Origin of the sequence: Geomicrobium sediminis (genome assembly GCF_016908595.1) — a bacterium.
Classification (GTDB): domain Bacteria; phylum Bacillota; class Bacilli; order Bacillales; family Marinococcaceae; genus Geomicrobium_A; species Geomicrobium_A sediminis.
On the sequence record NZ_JAFBEC010000003.1, the window covers coordinates 210,731 to 231,847 of the forward strand.

General features: G+C 42.6%; 24 protein-coding genes and 1 riboswitch. Of the genes, 18 read left to right on the plus strand and 6 right to left on the minus strand.

The features are described 5' to 3' along the window. Window positions 1-105 precede the first annotated feature (105 nt). The 6 genes from JOD17_RS06520 (at window position 106) to JOD17_RS06540 (ending at window position 5,558) form a co-directional block, all read left to right on the plus strand. Window positions 106-1,176, plus strand: coding sequence for a YkvI family membrane protein (locus tag JOD17_RS06520; protein WP_204696378.1), 1,071 nt, complete (start codon window positions 106-108; stop codon window positions 1,174-1,176). Beyond that, window positions 1,169-1,300 (plus strand): hypothetical protein, encoded by a 132-nt coding sequence (locus JOD17_RS21515; protein WP_275581695.1) that lies wholly within the window; start codon window positions 1,169-1,171, stop codon window positions 1,298-1,300. The genes JOD17_RS06520 and JOD17_RS21515 overlap by 8 nt, the downstream gene beginning before the upstream one ends. A gap of 164 nt (window positions 1,301-1,464) precedes the next feature. Further along, window positions 1,465-1,677 (plus strand): hypothetical protein, encoded by a 213-nt coding sequence (locus tag JOD17_RS06525; RefSeq protein WP_204696379.1) that lies wholly within the window; start codon window positions 1,465-1,467, stop codon window positions 1,675-1,677. 122 nt (window positions 1,678-1,799) lie between these two features. Then, entirely contained in the window at window positions 1,800-2,360 is a 561-nt protein-coding gene (locus JOD17_RS06530; RefSeq protein ID WP_204696380.1) for a GNAT family N-acetyltransferase, read from the plus strand. A 748-nt stretch (window positions 2,361-3,108) separates the two neighbouring features. Further along, entirely contained in the window at window positions 3,109-3,981 is an 873-nt protein-coding gene (locus tag JOD17_RS06535) for an alpha/beta fold hydrolase (RefSeq protein WP_204696382.1), read from the plus strand. Further along, window positions 3,981-5,558 (plus strand): glutathione ABC transporter substrate-binding protein, encoded by a 1,578-nt coding sequence (locus tag JOD17_RS06540; RefSeq protein ID WP_204696384.1) that lies wholly within the window; start codon window positions 3,981-3,983, stop codon window positions 5,556-5,558. Before JOD17_RS06535 ends, JOD17_RS06540 begins: the two co-directional genes overlap by 1 nt. A gap of 56 nt (window positions 5,559-5,614) precedes the next feature. Here JOD17_RS06540 and JOD17_RS06545 read toward each other — a convergent pair whose 3' ends face one another. From JOD17_RS06545 to JOD17_RS06560, 4 genes are read right to left on the minus strand one after another with little or no spacing between them, the layout of a single operon-like run. Then, on the minus strand, window positions 5,615-6,085 hold the full coding sequence (locus tag JOD17_RS06545; RefSeq protein WP_204696385.1) for a thioesterase family protein: 471 nt from the start codon (window positions 6,083-6,085) through the stop codon (window positions 5,615-5,617). Next, window positions 6,072-7,034: a 3-hydroxyacyl-CoA dehydrogenase NAD-binding domain-containing protein gene (locus JOD17_RS06550; RefSeq protein ID WP_204696387.1), complete on the minus strand. Its 963-nt coding sequence runs from the start codon at window positions 7,032-7,034 to the stop codon at window positions 6,072-6,074. Before JOD17_RS06550 ends, JOD17_RS06545 begins: the two co-directional genes overlap by 14 nt. 10 nt (window positions 7,035-7,044) lie before the next feature. Then, window positions 7,045-7,929: a beta-keto acid cleavage family enzyme gene (locus tag JOD17_RS06555; protein ID WP_204696389.1), complete on the minus strand. Its 885-nt coding sequence runs from the start codon at window positions 7,927-7,929 to the stop codon at window positions 7,045-7,047. Further along, window positions 7,919-8,512, minus strand: coding sequence for a GbsR/MarR family transcriptional regulator (locus tag JOD17_RS06560; RefSeq protein WP_042360126.1), 594 nt, complete (start codon window positions 8,510-8,512; stop codon window positions 7,919-7,921). The genes JOD17_RS06555 and JOD17_RS06560 overlap by 11 nt, the downstream gene beginning before the upstream one ends. Before the next feature lie 244 nt (window positions 8,513-8,756). On the opposite strand from JOD17_RS06560, the gene JOD17_RS06565 reads away from it, so the two are divergent. From JOD17_RS06565 to hisD, 8 genes are all read left to right on the plus strand, one after another. After that, entirely contained in the window at window positions 8,757-9,905 is a 1,149-nt protein-coding gene (locus JOD17_RS06565) for a betaine/proline/choline family ABC transporter ATP-binding protein (RefSeq protein ID WP_204696390.1), read from the plus strand. A 14-nt stretch (window positions 9,906-9,919) separates the two neighbouring features. Further along, on the plus strand, window positions 9,920-10,567 hold the full coding sequence (locus JOD17_RS06570; protein WP_204696391.1) for an ABC transporter permease: 648 nt from the start codon (window positions 9,920-9,922) through the stop codon (window positions 10,565-10,567). Then, window positions 10,564-11,472, plus strand: a complete 909-nt coding sequence (locus JOD17_RS06575) for an osmoprotectant ABC transporter substrate-binding protein (protein WP_204696392.1) — start codon at window positions 10,564-10,566, stop codon at window positions 11,470-11,472. Before JOD17_RS06570 ends, JOD17_RS06575 begins: the two co-directional genes overlap by 4 nt. After that, window positions 11,472-12,119: an ABC transporter permease gene (locus tag JOD17_RS06580; RefSeq protein WP_204696393.1), complete on the plus strand. Its 648-nt coding sequence runs from the start codon at window positions 11,472-11,474 to the stop codon at window positions 12,117-12,119. The genes JOD17_RS06575 and JOD17_RS06580 overlap by 1 nt, the downstream gene beginning before the upstream one ends. Window positions 12,120-12,189: 70 nt before the next feature. Continuing rightward, complete coding sequence (locus tag JOD17_RS06585) at window positions 12,190-12,537, plus strand: hypothetical protein (RefSeq protein ID WP_204696394.1); 348 nt, start codon at window positions 12,190-12,192, stop codon at window positions 12,535-12,537. Window positions 12,538-12,666: 129 nt separating this feature from the next. Then, entirely contained in the window at window positions 12,667-13,875 is a 1,209-nt protein-coding gene (locus tag JOD17_RS21695; RefSeq protein ID WP_204696396.1) for an SEC-C metal-binding domain-containing protein, read from the plus strand. Between the two features lie 55 nt (window positions 13,876-13,930). Beyond that, a complete protein-coding gene (locus tag JOD17_RS06595) occupies window positions 13,931-14,923 on the plus strand; it encodes a LacI family DNA-binding transcriptional regulator (protein ID WP_204696398.1) in 993 nt (330 codons plus the stop codon). Window positions 14,924-15,062: 139 nt separating this feature from the next. After that, entirely contained in the window at window positions 15,063-16,337 is a 1,275-nt protein-coding gene (gene hisD, locus JOD17_RS06600; RefSeq protein ID WP_204696400.1) for a histidinol dehydrogenase, read from the plus strand. Between the two features lie 44 nt (window positions 16,338-16,381). Here hisD and JOD17_RS06605 read toward each other — a convergent pair whose 3' ends face one another. After that, a complete protein-coding gene (locus tag JOD17_RS06605; RefSeq protein ID WP_204696402.1) occupies window positions 16,382-16,990 on the minus strand; it encodes a TetR/AcrR family transcriptional regulator C-terminal domain-containing protein in 609 nt (202 codons plus the stop codon). A gap of 158 nt (window positions 16,991-17,148) precedes the next feature. Here JOD17_RS06605 and JOD17_RS06610 point away from each other — a divergent pair, with 158 nt between their 5' ends. The 4 genes from JOD17_RS06610 to JOD17_RS06625 all read left to right on the plus strand — a co-directional run bounded on the left by JOD17_RS06610 (window position 17,149) and on the right by JOD17_RS06625 (window position 20,753). Next, a complete protein-coding gene (locus tag JOD17_RS06610) occupies window positions 17,149-17,931 on the plus strand; it encodes an SDR family oxidoreductase (protein ID WP_169966927.1) in 783 nt (260 codons plus the stop codon). A gap of 133 nt (window positions 17,932-18,064) precedes the next feature. Further along, a riboswitch (SAM riboswitch) is annotated at window positions 18,065-18,170 on the plus strand. Window positions 18,171-18,248: 78 nt separating this feature from the next. Beyond that, complete coding sequence (locus JOD17_RS06615) at window positions 18,249-19,262, plus strand: methionine ABC transporter ATP-binding protein (protein WP_204696403.1); 1,014 nt, start codon at window positions 18,249-18,251, stop codon at window positions 19,260-19,262. Then, a complete protein-coding gene (locus JOD17_RS06620; protein WP_169966929.1) occupies window positions 19,252-19,917 on the plus strand; it encodes a methionine ABC transporter permease in 666 nt (221 codons plus the stop codon). Before JOD17_RS06615 ends, JOD17_RS06620 begins: the two co-directional genes overlap by 11 nt. Window positions 19,918-19,937: 20 nt before the next feature. Beyond that, entirely contained in the window at window positions 19,938-20,753 is an 816-nt protein-coding gene (locus JOD17_RS06625) for a MetQ/NlpA family ABC transporter substrate-binding protein (protein ID WP_204696404.1), read from the plus strand. A 37-nt stretch (window positions 20,754-20,790) separates the two neighbouring features. Here JOD17_RS06625 and JOD17_RS06630 read toward each other — a convergent pair whose 3' ends face one another. Continuing rightward, complete coding sequence (locus JOD17_RS06630) at window positions 20,791-21,063, minus strand: hypothetical protein (RefSeq protein WP_204696405.1); 273 nt, start codon at window positions 21,061-21,063, stop codon at window positions 20,791-20,793. Window positions 21,064-21,117: the final 54 nt, after the last annotated feature.

Below are 21,117 nucleotides of genomic sequence, written 5' to 3' on the forward strand. Positions count from 1 at the left end.
TTTGAATTATATAATAGTAAAGTATTATTTAAATATTTATTATATAGAGAATTATAATTGAATGTGTATGCTCAATGTATTGTGTGCGCAAGGAGGTCTTGGATAGTGAAGACGACACTACGTGTTGCTGGGGTGTATGTAGGCGCGGTTGTTGGTGCGGGCTATGCTTCAGGGCAAGAAATGTTGCAATTCTTTGTTAGTCATGGTGTGTGGGGAATTGTCGGTACGGCCGTTACGATGATTCTGTTGCCGCTTCTCGGTTACCACCTCGTTCGACTCGGTGATCAGTTAAATGTGAAGAATCATAAGAAGGTCCTTTATCATCTGTGTGGAAAGTATCTTGGACCGGTGATTGACCTTGTATTAACCTTTTTCTTGTTTGGACTAGGTGCCATTATGATTGCTGGGAGTGGTTCACTATTTGAGCAATCGTTCGGTCTTGCGCCAATTTGGGGTTACCTATTTATGAGTCTTGTGCTCATCTTAACTCTCGTGCTTGATACGAATAAAATCATTACCATTATTAGTTCGTTAAGTCCATACATACTCGTACTATTGTTTATTATCGTTATTTATTCAATCTTTGCGAGCCAAGCCAATTTTACGACTCTCGAAAGCTTAGCAAGTCAACAATTGACGGTTTCCCCGCATTGGACGCTGAGTACGTTAATTAGCGTATCCTTTAACTTTATGGTCGGGTTTGCCATTATGGTTGTCGTTGGTTCAGTTGAAAAAGATAAGCAAGGCGTTCGTAATGGTGCCATCTTAGGTGGGGTTGCCCTAGGGGTCATTGCGATTATTGTAGCCTTAGGGGTGTACTTGAACTTAGACCGCGTTCACCAAGCTGAAATGCCAATTCTCTTATTGGCTAATGAATTCAACCCAGTTGTAGGGTTCTTCATGGCACTTGGCTTACTCATGATGATTTATAGTACAGCAGCGACTTCTTTTTACACGTTCCTAGTACGCTTTTTTGAGCCGAAAACGAATGGTTATAGAGGAGCGGTCGTGGTTACATGTATTCTCGGTTTAAGCTTTGGGTTTATCGGCTTTGTTGATCTTGTGAATACGGTCTACCCGTTATTAGGCTACATTGGATTCATTGTGATTGTGAGTCTCATTATTAATATTGTGAGAAGGAATGGGAGAGTAAAAAGAGAAGTATCACATGATTGACGGTATTGTTGTTTACTATCTGAATGATAAGACGCCAGCCTTTCTAAGGCTGGCGTCTTTGCCAAAACGGCAAGCTTATGGTTCTTTTTACTTTTGGCAATTTTATGGTTTCAAACAAGGATAATTTATATGAATTTTACTTTAAGGATGGGGTCTCATTTACTGGAGAAGTCTTCAACAATCGGGCCCGATTGTTGAAGAGTGCTCTTAAACTATTAAGGTAGGTATTTATAAGTAATATAATGAATCCTTTATTTATTTTATTCGTATATAAAATGAGGTGATTAGGTGAGAACTAAGATAATTTATAATCTGGATGAAGGTAAAGAAGAAAAATTACATATCGTTGAATCTGAGCAACAGATTTTTATTCCTGAGAGTAATGATGTGTTTATTCTCAATGGTTGGGGCTATCATGTAAGTAGACGTGAATTTGCGTACAATGATGGCAATGTAGAGGTTACAGTGTTTTGCTATCGTGAAAAGAAGAAAAGAAGCTAAGCATATTTTTGAACGAAGACAAATTTTTCTATAACTATCCAGCCGCGATCCTGTAAAAAGGATTGCGCCTTAGCATGGTATAATAATGAGATATAAAGTTAATTTGTTTTGAGGTGATTATTATGAGTAAAGTACAAGATGCAGCAATTTTACTAAGAAAGCCAAACCATACGGATTTAGAAAATCTGTACTTTTGGAAATACGAAGAGGATAAGCAAGATGCAAAGAAATGGAATGGTCCCTACATAGAAGAGCCCTACATGAGTAAAGATGAATTTTTGAACTCATTCAAAGGTACTGAAAATGAAGAAATACCAGGTTTATTAGCAATCATAGTTAATGATGAATTTATAGGTACATTAAATTCTTATTGGGTTGATAAGAATACAGACTGGCTTGAAATAGGTATTGTAATTTATAACCCAAACTTTTGGAACGGTGGCTTCGGGACAGAAATTTTTAAATTGTGGGTGAATTATATTTTTGAAAATACACCTTTACATCGTGTTGGCATTTCCACGTGGTCTGGGAACGAACGAATGATAATTGTTGCAAAAAAAGCAGGTATGATAGAAGAGGCTAGAATTAGGCAGGCGAGGACTGTCAATAGTAAAAGGTACGACGCTATTAAAATGGGAATCTTAAGAGAAGAATGGGAGCAAAAGAGGGTTCAAAACACTTAAGAAGCTTCTTTGCTAAAGGTTATTATTTATTATATGCTGACTTATAAAAACGAATTAAAGAAAGTGTATTATGAGACAAATCTCTAACAAATCAATATTTTACTTCTTCAACTATCGGGCGCAATACTGTAAATAAGGATGACTTATATTTGCATAGGGCGTAATCCTGTAATAAGAGTTGCGCTTTTTTGTGAAGGCCTATTTAATTGAAAAACGACTGCTTAAGCGGCGGTCGTTTTTCGTGTTTATTTTTTACTAAAGACATTATGCTTAATAAACATTAGTTACAATATTCATATAGACTATAACCGTTTTGAAGTATTTGTGTGAAAGCGTCACTTTCATTCTTCATAAATTGTTGATTCATAGAATTATGTTTTTTTGTTTACACATATCGTAATGAACCTAGAACGGTGAATACGTCGTCGCAGTGAATGATCAACCAAGTAGTTGTTTATATAGAGCTTATCTCAGAAACTTGAAGTTATTAAATTCTATCATTTGGATAGTTTCTAATTAGACTTTATATGCTTAGTTCTTTAATTTATGCTCATCAAAGCCAATTTTATGATTGATCTAGTTATTGATAGCAAAGAATGTCTTTTGAAAGGACATCATCGTTCAATTTGTAAAATATAGTACCACAAACATTCTACGAATAATTCTCTCAACTAGATTTACAAAGTATCTACAATTCAGTATCCTAATAATTATATTCAGAAAATTAACGCGAAAGAAGGTAGAGAGAATGTATGCAGCGGTAAATGGGACAAGGTTGTATTTTGATGTGGATGGTGCAGAGGTTGAGGTTAGAGAAGGGGAATTGGTAAAAAAGCCGGTATGCTTTGTTCTTCACGGTGGTCCGGGGGGAAATCATATCAGTTTCAAACCGACGTTTGAGGCGTTGACGGGTACAATGCAACTGATTTACGTAGATCAACGGGGCTGTGGATTTTCCGACGATGCTCCTGAGGATACGTTACATATTGATAATAATGTGGAAGACTTGGAAGCGCTTAGGCAACTTCTCGGGTTGGAGAAAGTCTGGATTCTAGGGCATTCGTATGGTGGCATGGTCGCCCAAGCGTATGCGAAAGAGCACGGGGAGAATCTTGCTGGGTTGTTGCTCGTCACGACGGCTCCGAATTCGACGTTTTTATCGGATGCAAAAGCGATTGTTGAAGAGAAAGGAACACCTGAACAAGTGGCAATTTGTGAGAAGTTATGGGCGGGGGATTTTCAATCGGATGAAGAGTTGAGTCGATTCTACGAATTGATGGGTTCGTTTTATTCCGTTCGTGAGCAAAGTGAAGGATCGAGTCCAAGACCGAAGACGAAGCGGAATTTCCGTGCGTTAAATCAAGGGTTCGGCGGTTTTATGAAGACGATGGACTATACGAAGAGCAATGCGGCGATTACGGTGCCGACGCTTGTCATTGCCGGTGCCCATGATTGGATTACACCACCTGTCGCAAATGAAGCGGTCGCAGCCTCGATTCCAGGCTCAAAGTATGTGTTGTTTGAACAAAGCAGTCATCGCGTCATGTTCGATGAGTACGAGCGGTTTATGGAATTGGTCAAAGGGTTTGTACTTGAAGCGTCACTTCAAGGTGTAAAGTGATGAGGACACTGTGGAAGGTTGGCGCACTCATCAGTGTGATTGGGCTCATCGGTGCATGCAGCGACGATGTAGAGAATCAAGACGATGCAAGTTCTTCAACGACGACCGAGGAATCTGGTGAAGATCTCATCTTTGCCATGTCTAGTGATGCGGTCGATTTGAGTCCGCACGGATCAAACGATACGGCATCGACGCAAGTGAGAAGTCAAATTTATGAAAGTCTCACGATTATGGATGAGAACATGGACGTGCAACCGCATTTGGCACAATCGTTTGAACAAATCGATGAGCATACGTGGTCTTTTGAACTTCGAGAAGGTGTGACATTTCACGATGGAGAAGCGTTAACAGCGGAAGCCGTGAAGCGTTCACTTGAGCGTGTGATCGACCCTGATGTTGCCTCACCGCGTGCGTTTTTGTTTGATATGATTGAGTCAATTGAGGTGGAAAGTGATGATGAAGTGACGATTACGACGTCGTATCCATTTGCTCCTTTACCGGCGCATTTAGCCCATAATGGCGGGAGTATCATTAGCCCGAAGGCGTTAGATGCGGTTGAGAATGAGGAATTTAACCTTGATACAGAGACAGCGGGTACAGGACCCTTTACACTAACGCATTGGTATCAAGGAAATGAAGCGGTTCTTACAAGAAATGCTGATTATTGGGGCGACGACGTTTCCATTGAGACAGTGACGTTCAAAGTCGTACCAGAAGAATTAACGCGAATTGGTATGGTCGCAAATGGCGAAGCTCATGTTGCCGATACGATTAGTCCGCTCAATACGAACCAAGTGGAAAGCACAGACGGTGTTGAACTCGTGAGTGGACCGAGCTTAGGCATGACCTACCTCGGGTTCAATAATCAACATGAAACATTTGCAGATGCTGACGTTCGACGAGCGATTTCAATGGCGATTGATAAGGAAGTCTTACTTGAAGGGATCTTGCAAGGGAATGGGAAGTTAGCAACCGCCCCGATCAGTGATCTCATCTTCGGCTATGATGAAGAATTAGAAGGCATCGATTACAATCCAGATGCTGCTGCAGCACTATTACAAGACATCGGTCAAACTGACCTTCAGTTTACACTATGGGTCGGTGATGCGGATGAAGTGACGCAGCAGATGGCGGTTATTATTCAAGATCAACTATCTGAAGTCGGTGTCCACGTCGAGATCGAATCGTTGGAGTGGGGGACATTGCTTGATGGGACGGCAAATGGCAGTCATGAAGCGATGATCATGTCTTGGACCGCCGTTTCTGGGGATAGTGATAACGGATTGTACAACCCGTTCCACTCGGATAACTGGGGCGGTTCAGGAAACCGGACGTACTACGAGAATGACGAAGTTGATGAATTGCTCTTTCACGCTCGTCAAGAAACAGACGTGAACACGCGTGAACAAATGTATCATGATGCGCAAGCCATTATCGTAGAAGAAGCGCCGATGGTGTACCTCGCTCACCAAGATAACATCTACGCGAAAGCAGAGAATGTTGAAGGTCTGATTAAGATGCCCGATAACTTGTATCGTCTGTTTGTAACGACGCTGACAGATGATGAATCCTATTAAATAGCTAAAAAAAGCAAGTCCCACCATTCTCGTGAATAGAGCGGGACTTGCTTTTTTTATTTCCTGCGAATGCCCATCGGCACGTTAGCACCTTTTGGCCAGTCGGCTTGATCTAATGCGGGTAATTGTTCAATTGCTGCTTTTACTTCTTCTGGAAATGGTCCTGGTCGGCCAGTTGATTCATCCATCCCCATCACCATTTGTTCACTCGTTGCAATCACATCACTGTTTGCATTCTTCATCTCAAACCAGAGGTGCATCCGTTTGGCATCTCGATCTAAGATCGTGACGGCTGTTTCCAAAGGATCTTGATCATGAGCTTCTTGCAAATACTTAATGTGCGCTTCTAATGTAAAAATCGTGTACGTTTGCTTCTTGCGTCCAGCTGCATCAAGCCCGATCGTCTCCATAAGGGCGTCTAAGCTATGGCTAAACACTGTGGCATAGGCAGCATCGGTCATGTGACCGTTGTAATCGACCCATTCAGTGAGCACACTGCCATTCCAAACTGTCTTACTTTCGCTCATAAGCAATCAACCTTTCTGATGGCCAGAACCCTTCTTCTTCGAGTAGGTCCATCAATTTGATCAAAAAGCGGTCACGACGATGTTCGAGGTCTTGTACAGGTACGGTGCCGCATTGCTCACTCGTTCCTTGGATAACTTTTTCACTTAATTCTTCCGTTAATTCTGGGGCAACAAGTCGCGTCCATGGAAGCTTTAGTGCTGGGCCGAACTGCTCCAACATGTGACGCATGCCTTCATTTCCTCCAGCGAGGTGCAAGGTCATGAAAGGTCCCATCAGTGCCCAACGAAGACCGGGTCCATAAACGATCGCTTTGTCGACTTCTTCGGTCGTTGCTACACCGTCGTTGACGATGTGCAGGCTTTCTCTCCAGAGAGCTTCCATCAACCGGTCACCGATATGCCCATCAATTTCGCCACTCATCATCAGTGGTTTCATATTCATATGATCATATAGTTTTTGGGCTTTCTCCATGTAAGCACGGTCTGTCTGTTTCCCGCCAGCAATCTCAACGAGGGGGATCAAATAAACCGGGTTAAACGGATGTGCAACAATGACGCGTTCTGGATGGTGCTCGCAGGCTTCTTGAAGAACAGAAGGCATGTACCCTGACGTGCTTGATGCAATGATGGCATCCGGTTTTGTTGCCGCATCGACTTGTTTTAGTACGGATTTCTTTACATCTTCGCGCTCAGGGACGTTTTCTTGAATAAGATCCGCAGACTCAACCGCTTCTTCCAATGTTTCAAAGAACGTTAGATTGTCGAGCGTCGCTTCCTCGGAAGTTCCATATTCAGCGAGTGTTGGCCAAATATCGTTTAAGAGTGTTCTCGTTTTCTCTTCGGCACCTGGTGCTGGATCAAATGCGTGTACGCGGTGTCCATTAGCTAGAAAGCGAGCAATCCAGCCGTTACCAATTACACCAGTTCCGATTACTGCAAATGTCTTCATACTTCCACCTCTATTGATTAAATGCTGTTAAGTTTAGATGTTGACGTGCTTCTGCTGGTGTCATTGGTTCCAGGTTCACGCTGTTTAGAACCGATACGGCTTTGTCGACGAGTTGTTCGTTCGAACCGAGTACACCTTTTTCGAGGTATAGGTTGTCTTCAAGACCAACACGAACATTTCCGCCAAGCAATGCAGATTGCGCAACCATAGGAAGTTGCATACGACCGATTCCAAAGGCAGACCAGTGAGCGCCTTCCACGATGCGTTTTCTCATGTAGTCTACGGTTTCTGCATCAGCATCGGCGCCCCAAGGAATCCCTAAGCAGAATTGGTACATTGGCGTTCCTGCAATCAATCCTTCTGAGATTAGTTGATTCGCTAAACGAATGTGACCTGTATCAAAGATCTCCATCTCTGGTTTAACGCCGCTATCTTTTATGAGCTGTGCGTGCTCACGAAGCCATCCTGCAGGTCCGAAATACACCTCATCACCAAAGTTCAAGCTTCCACAGTCGAGTGTACAAATCTCTGGAAGTAGCTTGCCAACCGGCTCGTGGCGTTCTTTTGGCGTTTGGATATCCGTTCCAGGACCACCAGCGCTAGGAGTTTCAAGGCTTGGAACGAAATCGCCACCGCCACCAGCGGTAATGTTAATGATGACGTCAGTGTCCGCTTCACGGATACGCTCTACTGTTTCTCGAAACAATTCGACGTCATGGCTTAGTTTGCCTGTTTTAGGGTCGCGAACGTGAAGGTGTGCGATTGCAGCACCAGCTTTGGCAGACTCAATGGCAGAGTCTGCGATTTCTTTCGGTGTTACCGGTACGTGCTTGCTTTTATCCGCTGTATCTCCTGCACCGGTAAGGGCAGCCGTAATAATTCGTTTATTTTTCATGATGATTGTCCTCCTTTTGGTTGCCGTGAATCGGAACGTGATCAAAGATCTTGCCACTTTCGAAGAAATCTACGAGACGGTCGATCCAGTTGTAATACGCTTGCCATGCATCAAGTTCATTGGATAGCGTTTCTATTCGTTCGACGATTTCCGTTGGGGTAGCGTCCGTAACAGAGTGACTCATCTGATCGACACGCTCTCGCAATCGTCGTTCAAGTGTCATGTTGCGTGAAACAACGTCTTTCCAATTCGTCGTAAACAAAGAGATGAACGTTTGCGCATAGTCGCTTTCCACATTGTAATGTTCTTTGCGACTTCCTTTGACGAATTCTTTTTCAGCAATATTTAATGCAAGCATTTGGCGCATCACTTGGCTCATCCGTGTTTTACTCATGCCAGTTTCTTCGGCTAATGAATCGAGCGTCATCGCTTCACGATTCATATAGATGATGCCAAGCAGTCTTCCGACGGTTGATGACACGCCGAATGTTTCCATGTTATCCGCAATGCGGTCTGTAATTTGATCTTCCGCAGATTGTAATTCTTCAAGTAGTCGATCATTTGATAATGATTCCACGGACATGCCTCCTTTTATCACTGTGACTAACTGTAACATTCCACAAATCATTTGCAAAAAAACAAGTAAGGTAGAAAAAAAGAGCAATTGCTAGCAATTCTAAGATATAACCTTGTGTAAACTTTGTAAAGTTTAAATTGCACAGATTATACAAACTGTATCGCTTTTTTCAGACTTTAGTTTTTTAGGTACTTATTATTATACTGAGAAAGTTGCTAACGAAGCGCAACAATCGATGGAGGTGCTTGATTTGCTAGAATTTAAGGAAGTTACGAAAACTTTTGAAGGCAGTAAAAAGCCTGCTGTTAATAAACTGAATCTATCTATTGAAAAGGGAGAGTTTGTTGTCTTTATCGGGCCGAGTGGTTGTGGGAAGACAACAACGATGAAAATGATTAATCGTCTTGTTGAACCGACTGACGGTCAAATTCTCGTAGAGGGTACGAACGTTTTAGAGCAAGATTCTGTTCAGTTACGCCGATCAATCGGTTACGTCATTCAACAAATCGGATTAATGCCACATATGACAGTAGGAGAGAACATTTCACTCGTCGGTTCTTTATTGAAATGGAGTAAAGAGAAACAACGAGAGCGAGCAAAAGAACTGATCTCCTTAGTTGATTTGCCTGAAGAATACTTAAACCGCTATCCCCATGAATTGAGTGGGGGACAGCAACAACGAATTGGTGTTCTTCGTGCACTTGCTGCCGATCCACCACTCATCTTAATGGATGAGCCGTTCGGAGCGCTTGACCCAATTACGCGTGACGGACTACAAGAGGAATTCAAGAAGCTACAAAAAGAAGTCGACAAAACAATCGTATTTGTCACTCATGATATGGATGAAGCGATCAAGCTTGCGGACAAGATCGTCATTATGAATGCCGGTGAGATTGTCCAAGTCGGAAGTCCAGATGAGATTCTAAAACATCCGGCCAATGAGTTTGTGGAAGATTTCATCGGGAAAGACCGTTTGCTTCAAAGTAGACCAGATGTGACACGCGTCGAACAAATCATGAATGCAAACCCAATTACGGTAAAAGAAGAACGCACATTAAAAGAAGCAATACAAGTGATGCGTGACAATCGAGTCGATTCGCTCCTTGTTATTGATGAAATCGGTACGCTTAAAGGGTATATCGATATCGAAATGATTGACGCGCAGTATAAGAAACGCTCCTATGTCTATGAAGCGATGGATACCGAAGAATATTCTGTTCATAAAAGTGACTTACTCCGCGACACAATGTACCGCATGTTACGACGTGGAAGTGCGTACGTTCCAGTTATCGAAGAAAACGATCGACTCGTTGGTATTGTGACGAGAGCCGCACTTGCCAATATGGTTTATGACACGATCTGGGGTGACGAAACAGCTGAAGTGGCCGCAGCGGATTAAGGAGGGATAAGACGATGGAAGCGATTATTACGACGTTATCTGCTTACGGATGGGACTTGCTTGAGAAAACAGGCGAGCACATGTTCATCTCATTAGCAGCGATTTTATTAGGCGTGAGTGTTGCCATCCCGGCAGGCATTTTACTCACGAGAATACCGAAAGTGGCAGACCGGATCATCTCATTTGTCGGCGTGTTGCAGACGGTTCCGAGTCTAGCCATTCTTGCATTTTTGATGCCGTTTTTAGGTGTTGGTATATTGCCAGCAATCATTGCTCTTTTTATCTATTCAGTACTTCCGATCCTAAGAAATACGTATACCGGTGTAATGGAAGTGGACAGTAGTTTGAAAGAAGCCGGAAGAGGTATGGGAATGAGCAATTGGGAAACCGTTCGTAAGATTGAATTGCCCCTTGCTTTACCTGTCATTATGTCAGGGATTCGCTTTGCGACGGTGTACTTAATTGGTTGGGCTACGCTCGCAGCATTTATTGGTGGTGGAGGTTTAGGTGACCTCATTTTCGACGGATTAAACTTGTATCAACCAGAATTAATTATATTAGGTACCATTCCAGCAACGCTCCTTGCATTGCTCGCAAATGGTGGCCTTTCACTCCTAGAAAAGAAACTGACGCCGGTTGCCATGAGAGGTGAGACTGCATGAAAAAAATGATACCGACAGCGATGGCATCAGCGCTCGTTCTTTCGGGTTGTTCATTGCCAGGTCTTAGTGGACCCTCTGAACAAACGATCAGAATCGCAACGTTGGATACTATTGAGTCAGAAATATGGGGATACACCCTATCACATATGATCGAACATTATACCGATCTTGAAACAGAACTCGTCACGAACCTCGGATCAACGATGGTCTTACACCAAGCGATGATGCAAGAAGAAGTTGATATTACAGCAACAAGGTATACCGGAACCGACATTGCAGGTGTCTTAAATTATGAAGATATTACAGATCCAGATGAAGCGATGGAAATCGTCCAACAGGAGTTCGAAGAGAAGTTCGACCAAACGTGGGCAGAATCCTACGGATTTGATAACAGCTATACCGTCTCTGTTACAGAAGAGTTCGCTGAACGTGAAGGCATTGAGCACGTCGACGATTTAGAACCATTTGCAGATGAATTGAATTTCGGAGTCGATAATGCGTGGGTCAACCGTTCCGGTGATGGCTACGCAGCATTTACAGAAACGCATTTTGCCTTTGGTGATGTGTACCCGATGGCAATTGGTCTTGTCTATGAAGCCGCCGCTTCTGGAAACATGGATGCCGTACTCGGTTATTCTTCCGACGGCCGAATTGCAGCGTACGACTTAACTGTATTAGAAGATGATTTCTTTCCGCCATATGACGCTTCACCTGTCGTACGAAATGAAGTACTTGATGATCATCCTGAAATCGAAGAGATCCTAGCGAAATTAAGTGATACAGTCACAACCGAAGACATGCAAGAAATGAACTATATGGGAGATGTTGAACTCGTTGGTCCTTCAACGATTGCCCGAGATTTTCTAGAAGAACACAATTACTTTGAAGATGGGGAGGATGAGTAATGGAAACGTTTATCACGTATGTTTCACAAAACGGCTTTTACATTTGGGAAGAGTTTTATCGTCATTTTCTAATGGCAGCATACGGCGTTCTCTTCGCCTCCATCATCTCCATTCCCGTCGGTATCCTCATTGCTAGATACGGAAAACTAAGCTCATGGGTACTCACCTTCGGGAGTATTATTCAAACGATCCCCGTACTCGGGTTCATGGCGATTACGATGGTTGCGATGGGATTAGGAACAACAACCGTCATTACGACCGTGTTCTTCTACTCATTACTTCCGATCATCCAGAACACATACGTCGGCATCAAAGGCGTTGATTCCACAGTAACGAGTGCAGCCTACGCCTCAGGGATGACAAGACTGCAATTGCTCACCAAAGTCGAGCTTCCCCTTGCTGTGAGCGTCATCATGGCAGGAATCCGTACCGCACTCGTCGTCGGAATCGGAATTGTCGCGATCGGTACGTTCGTCGGTGCCGGCGGACTCGGCGCCATCATCGTCCGCGGTACGAACGCAACCGACGGAACAGCGATTATCCTCGCGGGTGCCATTCCAACCGCTTTGATGGCGATCGTCGCAGACCTCGTCATGGGTAAAATCGAGCGCAAGCTTAACCCAGTGAATAAAACAGCAACGGCATAAGCGGTTTTTGAGCCATTTCCTGCCTCTTTCGAGAGCAGGGAGTGGCTCTTCTTTTTGGATTTTACGTGGAGTGGAGAGGGGTGTAGCAAGCGAAGCGGGTAGTGTAGCAAGCGAAGCGGGTAGTGTAGCAAGCGGAGCGGGTGGTGTAGCAAGCGGAGCAAGTGGTGTAGCAAGCGGAGCAGGTGGTATAGCAAGCGGGACGGGTAGTGTAGCAAGCGGAGCGGGTAGTGTAGCAAGCGGAGGCGGTGGTGTAGCAAGCGGGACGGGCGGTGTAGCAAGCGGGACGGGTAGTGTAGCAAGCGGAGCGGGTAGTGTAGCAATCGAAGCGGGTAGTGTAGCAAGCGGAGCAAGTGGTGTAGCAAGCGGAGCAGGTGGTGTAGCAAGAGCTATAATCGTATACTGTGTCGAGTGTATCTAGGCTAAACATTATCAAGTTTCTTGTCATGACCTTCTCCTAAGGAGATTCGTATTTTTATAACAGTTATATTAAAATGAATAAAAGATATATTAGCCCGTTATACTTTGAAAGCTTGAAAGGATCGATCGTGTGGATAAGAAGACAAGTAAGCAGTTGGAGGAAGCTTTAATTAATGTGAGAGAACATCAAGAAATTTTAATGATGCAGGCGGAACAACGAATGTACAAGCAAGTCGAGTTTCCGATTACTTTTAAGGAATCGCTATTTAGGTTAACGAAGTCAGAAATGGATTACCTTCGAAATATGTATCAAATTACAGGAGTGAGTCAGCTAAATAAAACTAATTTAGTTGATGCATTGAGCAGTCCAATTCTTGATTCAATCGCATATTATTTTTCGATTTTGGACGAAGAACGCTATTCATTAATTCAACGAGTGGCAAACAGTCGAAATGGAATTTCTGCGGACATAACTCACTATGAGGTTTTATCACTATTAGATTTTGGCATGATTTTCCCTGGTGAGGATGATCGAGGCAGAATCATCTTCATGCCAGAAGAAGTAAAGCAGATCTTTTTTGAGATAGATGGAAAGGAGCTTCAAAAAAGAATACAATTGAATACGGAGTGGATCCGTTTAACGAATGGCATGTTGCATTACTACGGTGTATTGTACATGCCTACATTAGTAATTTTTATTGAAGAGTATTCTACGTTCAATCACAAAAAAGACACTGAACGTTATTTTGATGTAATGAATTTGTATATGCAATTGGAAGATCGGATAGAGTCAGAGCGATTTTATTTCTCTCACGTAGATGTAGAGGACATGGACGAATTGATCGAAGAACAAGAGATGCGGCCGGAAATTGATTACTACAAATTTACTAAACAACAACTACTAAAAGCTTCAGCTGAAAACTACTTTGACCGAACACCACAAATGAGAGAGTTTCTTGCTTATTTAAATAGAAATTATGATTTATCAAAACAAGAATTAGACGACCTTGGAATAGAAGTTACGTTAATTGTGAGAATCTCTAGAGATGTAAATGTTGTCGGGAAATATCTGGAAGAAGTTATTGAATTTCCTTCAATTGAGGTTTTGCGCGGGCTCATTGATCGATTAGTCGAGGTTTACAATCATACAAGGTCATGGATGCTAAAAGGTCATAGCCCAAACGAATTGAGTAGAAGAACAGAGCTCTTAAATGAAACACCTTCAGACGATCAAACAAATGTCGTTTCTTTTGCATCGGGTACGAAAGTCGTTAGAAATGATCCGTGTCCATGCGGTAGTGGCAAAAAGTTTAAAAAATGTTGCCTCCGTTCTTCATAGATGTGATTGGTTAATTTGTAAAGATTTAAATCCATGATAAAAAGGGGGGATCTTCATGGCTTCTTCAAAAGATGTAGCAAAGCGAGCGGGGGTGTCGCAACCGACGGTATCGCGTGTAATTAATGGTTCGACGAACGTGAACAAAGAAACAATTGAAAAAGTTCAACGAGCGATGGAAGAGCTGAACTATCGTCCGAATTTAATTGCTCGTAGTTTGAAACAACAAAAGACGAAGTCGATCGCGTTAATTTCAGGTGCGTTGCACAATCCTTTTTTTGTTGACTCGACAACAACAATCGTAAATGTGGCTAAGGCTCACGGATATCGGACGCTGGTTTACTTTGAGGAACAAGGAAACAATGAGGCGGTTTACGAAGAGGTCTTAAAGCAACAAGTCGATGGCATCGTATTATCGTCGATTTTTATTGATGATCCGGTCTATAGAGAATTGGAACACTCGAAAATTCCATTTGTTATGTTCAATCGCCGTCATCAGTTAGGTGGAAACTTTGTTGAAATTGACAATGAAAAGGCGGGAGTACTCGCCACCAATCATTTGCTAGAGCTTGGGCATTCTAAGGTTGCTTGGATTGGTGGACCGACGAATTGTTCAACGTTTCATGGTCGATTACTCGGTTATAAGAAAGCATTAGGAGGAATTGTGAAAGGGAACTGGATTAAAGAAACGAACACGACCGAAGAAGCTGTGATCGATGCGGTTGATCAATTACTCGCTTTAGATGAACCACCTACGGCGATTTTTGCTGCGACGGATGCGATGGCTTTGAGTTGTCAAAGTTACCTTATGAACAAAGGGTATCGCATTCCTGAAGACATGAGCATTTGTGGTATGGACGACATTCCGATGAGCCGTCACGCCGCGATTCAGCTAACGACCGTGACTCATGAAGCTTCGAAACCGATGGGTCAATATGCAGTTGAGCATCTCTTGCATTTAATCAACTCATCGAAAGAAGTGAAAGAGGATATGCAAGTTACATTGAGACCTAGGCTCATTGCAAGGCATTCAAGTGGTGTGAAAAACTAAAATTCTAATAATTGCGTTTGTAAGTGTTTACAAGAAAGCGTTATGAAGATATACTAACGCTAAGCGATAATGAATACGTATTCACGGATTTCTTTTCTCTTTTATGAATACGTATTCATAAAATTAGGAGGCATAACTCATGGCAGAGGTACTTAAGCTCGGTAAGAGTGAATCAGAGATTCAAGAAACGAGTGCAAAGGTTCAAGAAACGGTAGCAGGATTAATTGATCGAATTAAGACTGATGGTGAAAAAGCAGTGCGCGAGCTTTCTGAACAATTTGACAAGTGGAGCCCGGCGGAATTTCGCTTATCAAAAGAGCAAATTGAAGACGTTGTGGCTTCCGTTTCAGATGAAGTGAAAGACGATATTCGGTTTGCGCAAGAGCAAATCCGTAATTTTGCTCAAAAACAACGAGAATCGATTCAAGATATTGAGGTCGAAACTCGTCCAGGCGTTTTCCTCGGTCATAAGAACATTCCAGTCAACAGTGTAGGTTGTTACGTTCCGGGTGGGCGTTATCCGATGGTTGCTTCTTCACATATGAGCATTTTAACTGCGAAAGTGGCAGGTGTGAAACGGGTGATTGGGTGTACACCACCACTGAATGGAGAGATTCCAGCAGCGACGGTAACGGCGATGCATTTTGCAGGTGCGGATGAGATTTATATTTTAGGTGGCGTTCAGGCGATGGCTTCGATGGCGCTTGGTACAGAAAATATGGATTCTGTCGATATGATCGTCGGACCAGGGAATGCGTTTGTTGCGGAGACGAAGCGTCAACTTTTCGGAAAAGCAGGAATTGACTTGTTAGCCGGACCAACAGAAGTGTTAATCGTTGCGGATGAAACGGCAGACGCTGAAATGGTGGCTACGGATATTCTCGGTCAAGCGGAACATGGACCAACGTCTCCAGGCGCTTTAATTACGACATCTCGAGCGCTTGCAGAAGAAACGGTAAAAGAAATTGAGAAACAACTTGAGACACTATCAACAGCAGACATTGCGCGAGTTGCTTGGGAAGACAACGGATCGATCATTCTCGTTGATTCACATGAAGAAGCGGTTATCGAAGCAGATAAGTTGGCTTATGAGCATGTGCAGATTCTCACTGAAGATCCGAACTATTATTTAGACAATATGACGAACTACGGCGCGTTGTTCCTCGGGCCAGAAACGAATGTCGCATACGGAGATAAAGTGATCGGTACAAATCATACGCTACCAACGCAAAAAGCCGCTCGTTATACAGGTGGACTATGGGTCGGTAAATTCCTGAAAAACTGTACGTATCAACGATGTACAGAAGAAGCGAGTGTGGAAATTGGTCGTTATGCGGAGCGCCTATGTGAACTCGAAGGATTCATGGGGCATAAAGCTCAAGCAACGTTACGTGTTAATCGTTATAGCAAGTAAATAACCGAAGTAAAAAAGCTGAACGGTGAGGGTTCCTCTATCGTTCAGCTTTTTCGTGTGATCGTAAATGTTTTAGTAAAGGACTCAAGAATGTCGATCAGTTGTTGCGACATTTCTGATGGTGGGATGGGATACTGTTTTTCAATCCAATCTAGAAGGAGTCCAGCGGTGCCATGAGCCATATACAATTTATGAGCGTTGTGGTTAATGTCATGGTCTTGATTTAATGCGTATAGATGAAATTGTTCTTTTAATACTTCGTAGATCGCTTGCGGTAAATCCCTGAGAAGACTTGGCAACGTATCTTCTACTAAGTACAAGTTAAAGAACGGTTGATTTGCATAAATAAATTCAGTTAGCTCAAAAGAAGTCGGCCTCATCGATAAGGTTATGATGCTTTTTCCTTCTTCATAATTACTAATACTCGTTTGCTTTATCTGTTGAAACATTTCAGCTCTTAATTCATCGGCTAGACAGTATTTATCTTGATAATGCAGATAAAAAGTTGATCGATTATAATCAGCCTTACGAATAATATCGGTCACTGTAACGTGACTAAAACCTTTTTCATGAATAAGCTCAATGAATGATTGTTTAAAGGATTTCTTCGTCCGTTTGCTTTGTTTTGATGATCGGTGATCACTTGAGACCATGTATGTTTCCTCCAAAAATCAACATATTAAGTAAAGGTGTCGATTGTATAGACAAATCAGAGATGATTAACGATTGTTGAGGGTCATGACTCCGTTTACACTTAAATCGTTAAAAAACCGTTTCGCTTAGTATAGCATCAACGGAAGGAGAAGGTTTTATGAAGCGTTTTGAAGGAAAAGTATCAATTATTACAGGTGGAGGTTCTGGTTTAGGGAGAGCTGCCGCAAAGCAACTTGCATCTGAAGGAGCCAAGCTCGTTCTCGTTGACTTAAATATGAAAGGTCTTGAGGAAAGTAAGCAAGAGATTCTACAAGACATTCCAGAAGCTACAATTGAACTCGTAGAAGCAAATGTAGCGAAAGAAGAAGAGGTAGAGAAATACGTTCAATTCACGTTGGATACATTTGGACAAATTGATAGCTTCTTTAATAACGCCGGTATCGAAGGGAAACAAAACCTTACTGAAGATTATGGTATCGAAGAGTTCCAACGAGTCGTCGATGTGAACTTGAACGGTGTCTTTTATGGTATGAAGCACGTACTTAAAGTGATGAAAGAACAAGGACATGGTTCCGTCGTGAATACCGCATCAGTTGGTGGAATTCGCGGGGTTGGGAATCAATCTGGGTATGCCGCAAGTAAGCACGGGGTTGTTGGATTAACGAAGAACTCTGGAATTGAGTACGGTCAGTTCGGGATTAGTGTTAAAGCGATCGCACCAGGAGCAATTTTGACTGCAATGGTCGAAGGCTCACTCCGCCAAATGGGTGGAGAAGACTGGGAAGCAACCGGGAGAGAGTTCGTAAAAGCAAACCCGATGCTTCGATTTGGTAAACCAGAAGAAGTTGGTTACCTCGTAGCCTTCTTATTATCAAACCAAGCCGACTTTATTAACGCCGTTGTTGTACCAATTGATGGTGGACAGTCTTATAAATATTAAATGATAATCACTAATTTTATTTTTAACGGCATGGCTTTTAATAAGCTATGTCGTTTTTTATTTCATCAACAGATTGACAATAACATTACAAACTCTTATGATAATGAGTATTACAAAAATTGAATACAATGATTACTTATCTAGAGTGACCGAGGGAAAGGCCCGATGACGTCCAGCAACCTCCTGAAATAGGAAGGTGCCAAATCCTACAGAATGAATTCCATTCTGAAAGATAAGTCGATAGCCGATCGAGATCGGTCATATAGACTTTTTTTCAATGGAAAAAAGGTCTTTTTTTATTGGATTGGAGGAAGAAGATGATCGACATTAAGCAAGTCACCAAGGTATACCATACTAAAAAGAAAACCGTTACTGGTGTCAAAAATGTTTCCTTGACGATTCATAAAGGTGATGTTTTTGGGATTGTTGGGTATTCTGGCGCTGGTAAGAGTTCGCTACTTCGCTGTATTAATATGCTTGAAAGACCTTCTAGTGGAACGATCAGCGTAGACGGTATGGAGATGACGAAGTTAAAGGGAGAGGCACTTCGTCAGCAGAGACTTAAAATTGGCATGATCTTTCAGCATTTCTACTTAATCAATCAGAAAACGGTCTATGAGAATATTGCGTTTGCCCTGCGTGCTGCGGGGGCATCGTCTGATAAGATACCTAGTCGCGTAGAAGAGCTACTACGAGTCGTTGAGCTTTCTGATAAGCGTGATGTGTATCCTGCACAATTAAGCGGTGGTCAGAAACAACGGGTCGGTATTGCTCGAGCATTATCCAATAATCCGACTGTGCTGTTGTGTGATGAAGCAACATCAGCGCTTGACCCGACAACAACGCAATCGATCTTACGATTACTAAAATCATTGAATAAAGAGCTTGGCTTAACGATTGTGCTTATCACACATGAAATGGGTGTCGTAAAAGAGATCTGCAATCGGATGGCGATTATGCAAGATGGTGAAGTTGTCGAACACGGAAATGTGTACGATTTGTTCGCAGAGCCAAAGAACACGTTAACGAAGGAATTTATCACGAATGTTGTTTCCTTTGATGTTCCAGAAGAAACCCTTGCGAAGTGTACAGGAACGATTATTAAAGTGATGTTCCAAGGTTCATCTGCAGGTGAAGGAATTATTGGAGATATGTTGCAAGAAGTCGATGTTAGAGGGAATTTCTTGCACGGTGCCATTGAGTATATTGAGGGCAAACCACTTGGGATTTTCATTCTGGAGCTTACGGGTGATCCTGAACAAGTGAATCAAGCGATGGATTACATCCAAAAACGTCACGTACGAGTGGAGGTCATCTCCCATGGATATTGAACAACTTATTGATTTACTACCAGAAATGACAGAGGCATTTTTAGAAACGATGCAAATGATCGGGATTTCAACAGCGGTTGCGATACTGATCGGACTTCCACTAGGCGTGATTTTGTTTGTGACAGATCGAGGATTGTTTTGGCAAAATCTTGTAGTGCAACAAATCTTAAGTTTTATCGTCAATGTCGTTCGTTCCATTCCTTATATCATTTTACTCGTCTTACTATTTCCAATTACGGGATTACTTGTCGGGACGACGACGGGACCGATTGCTGCAAGTGTATCGCTTTCTGTTGCAGCCATTCCGTTCTTTGCACGAATCGTGGAAACGGCACTTCGTGACATTGATAAAGGCATGATTGAAGCCGCCATTGCCACGGGTGCAACGCCGTGGATGATTATGAAAGATGTGCTATTTCCAGAAGCTCGTTCAGCCATTATTCAAGGGCTCACACTTACGATCATTAGTCTCATTGCCTACTCAGCAATGGCTGGTGTCGTTGGTGGTGGCGGTATTGGTGATTTGGCAATCCGTTACGGTCATTATCGCTACGATACGACCATTATGATTTCGACGGTTGTGCTACTCATCGTACTCGTCCAATTAATTCAACAAATTGGTGATGTCGTTGCAAAACGATTAGATCGAAGATAAAGAAAAAGGAGAGAAATCAAATGAGAAAACAGTTAGGAGCAATTGTAGGAGGTCTACTCATCTTAACCGCTTGTAGTGGTGAGGAGGAAGCAGGGGGTACGGATGATCAGCAAGACATTACAATCGGTGCAACAGCAGGACCATATAGCGACATGCTATCATCAGCCATCGTCCCTGGCTTAGAAGAGAAAGGCTACAATGTTGATATCCAAGAGTTTTCGGATTATGTGTACCCGAACAATGCGCTAGCGAATGAAGAAATCGATGCGAACCTATTTCAGCATACTGTCTATTTAGAAAACTTCACAGAGCAAAACAATCTAGATCTCGTTGGACTCATTGCGGTGCCAACAGCACCGATGGGATTGTATTCTGAGGCGTATGAAACGATTGAAGATATTGAGAATGGTGATGAAATTGCAATCCCGAACGATCCGACCAATGCTGCTAGAGCATTTATGATTCTAGAAGAAGCTGGGCTTATTGGTTTTGAAGATGGCATTGATGAACTAACGGCGTCGGCTCGTGATATTACAGACAATCCTTTAGATTTGCAGTTCGTGGAACTTGAGGCCGCGCAGTTGCCTAGACAAGTAGGAAGTTCAGAAATTACAGCTGTGCCAGGGAACTTTGCATTAAGTGCCAATCTAGATCTGCTAGAGGCATTAGAGTTAGAGGACATGCCAGATCAGTATCGAAACGTTGTTGCTGTTCGTGCAGAGGATGAAGAAAGTACGTTAGCGAATGATATCGTTGAAGTCATTCAATCCGAACAATTTGAAGAAACGATTGATGAAGAATTTGAAGGTTTTGGAAAACCAGAGTGGATGGAGTAATATAAATAAATGGACACACGACAAAGGTCGAACGAAGCTATGCCCGTTCGACCTTTGCCATTTTGTAGATGTTATAAACGGTAGTTACAATACAAATAATCGTAACAAGGAGAGGCATATAGAATGATAAGAAGAGCGATGAATGTGTAGAAGTCATTCCCCAATACATAAAAATCGCAGGAGCAATAATGACACTAGACACAACGCGTAATCTGTACTTTGTGATGGTTCCTTTGAGCATTGTGAGGACAATGAGATTAGCAAATATAATAAAAGCAAATGCAAAGTTCATCCAAGCAACAGGATACATAAATACAATCACTTCAAAGAAGTACTTATCGTATTAGTTACTCTTACATTTATT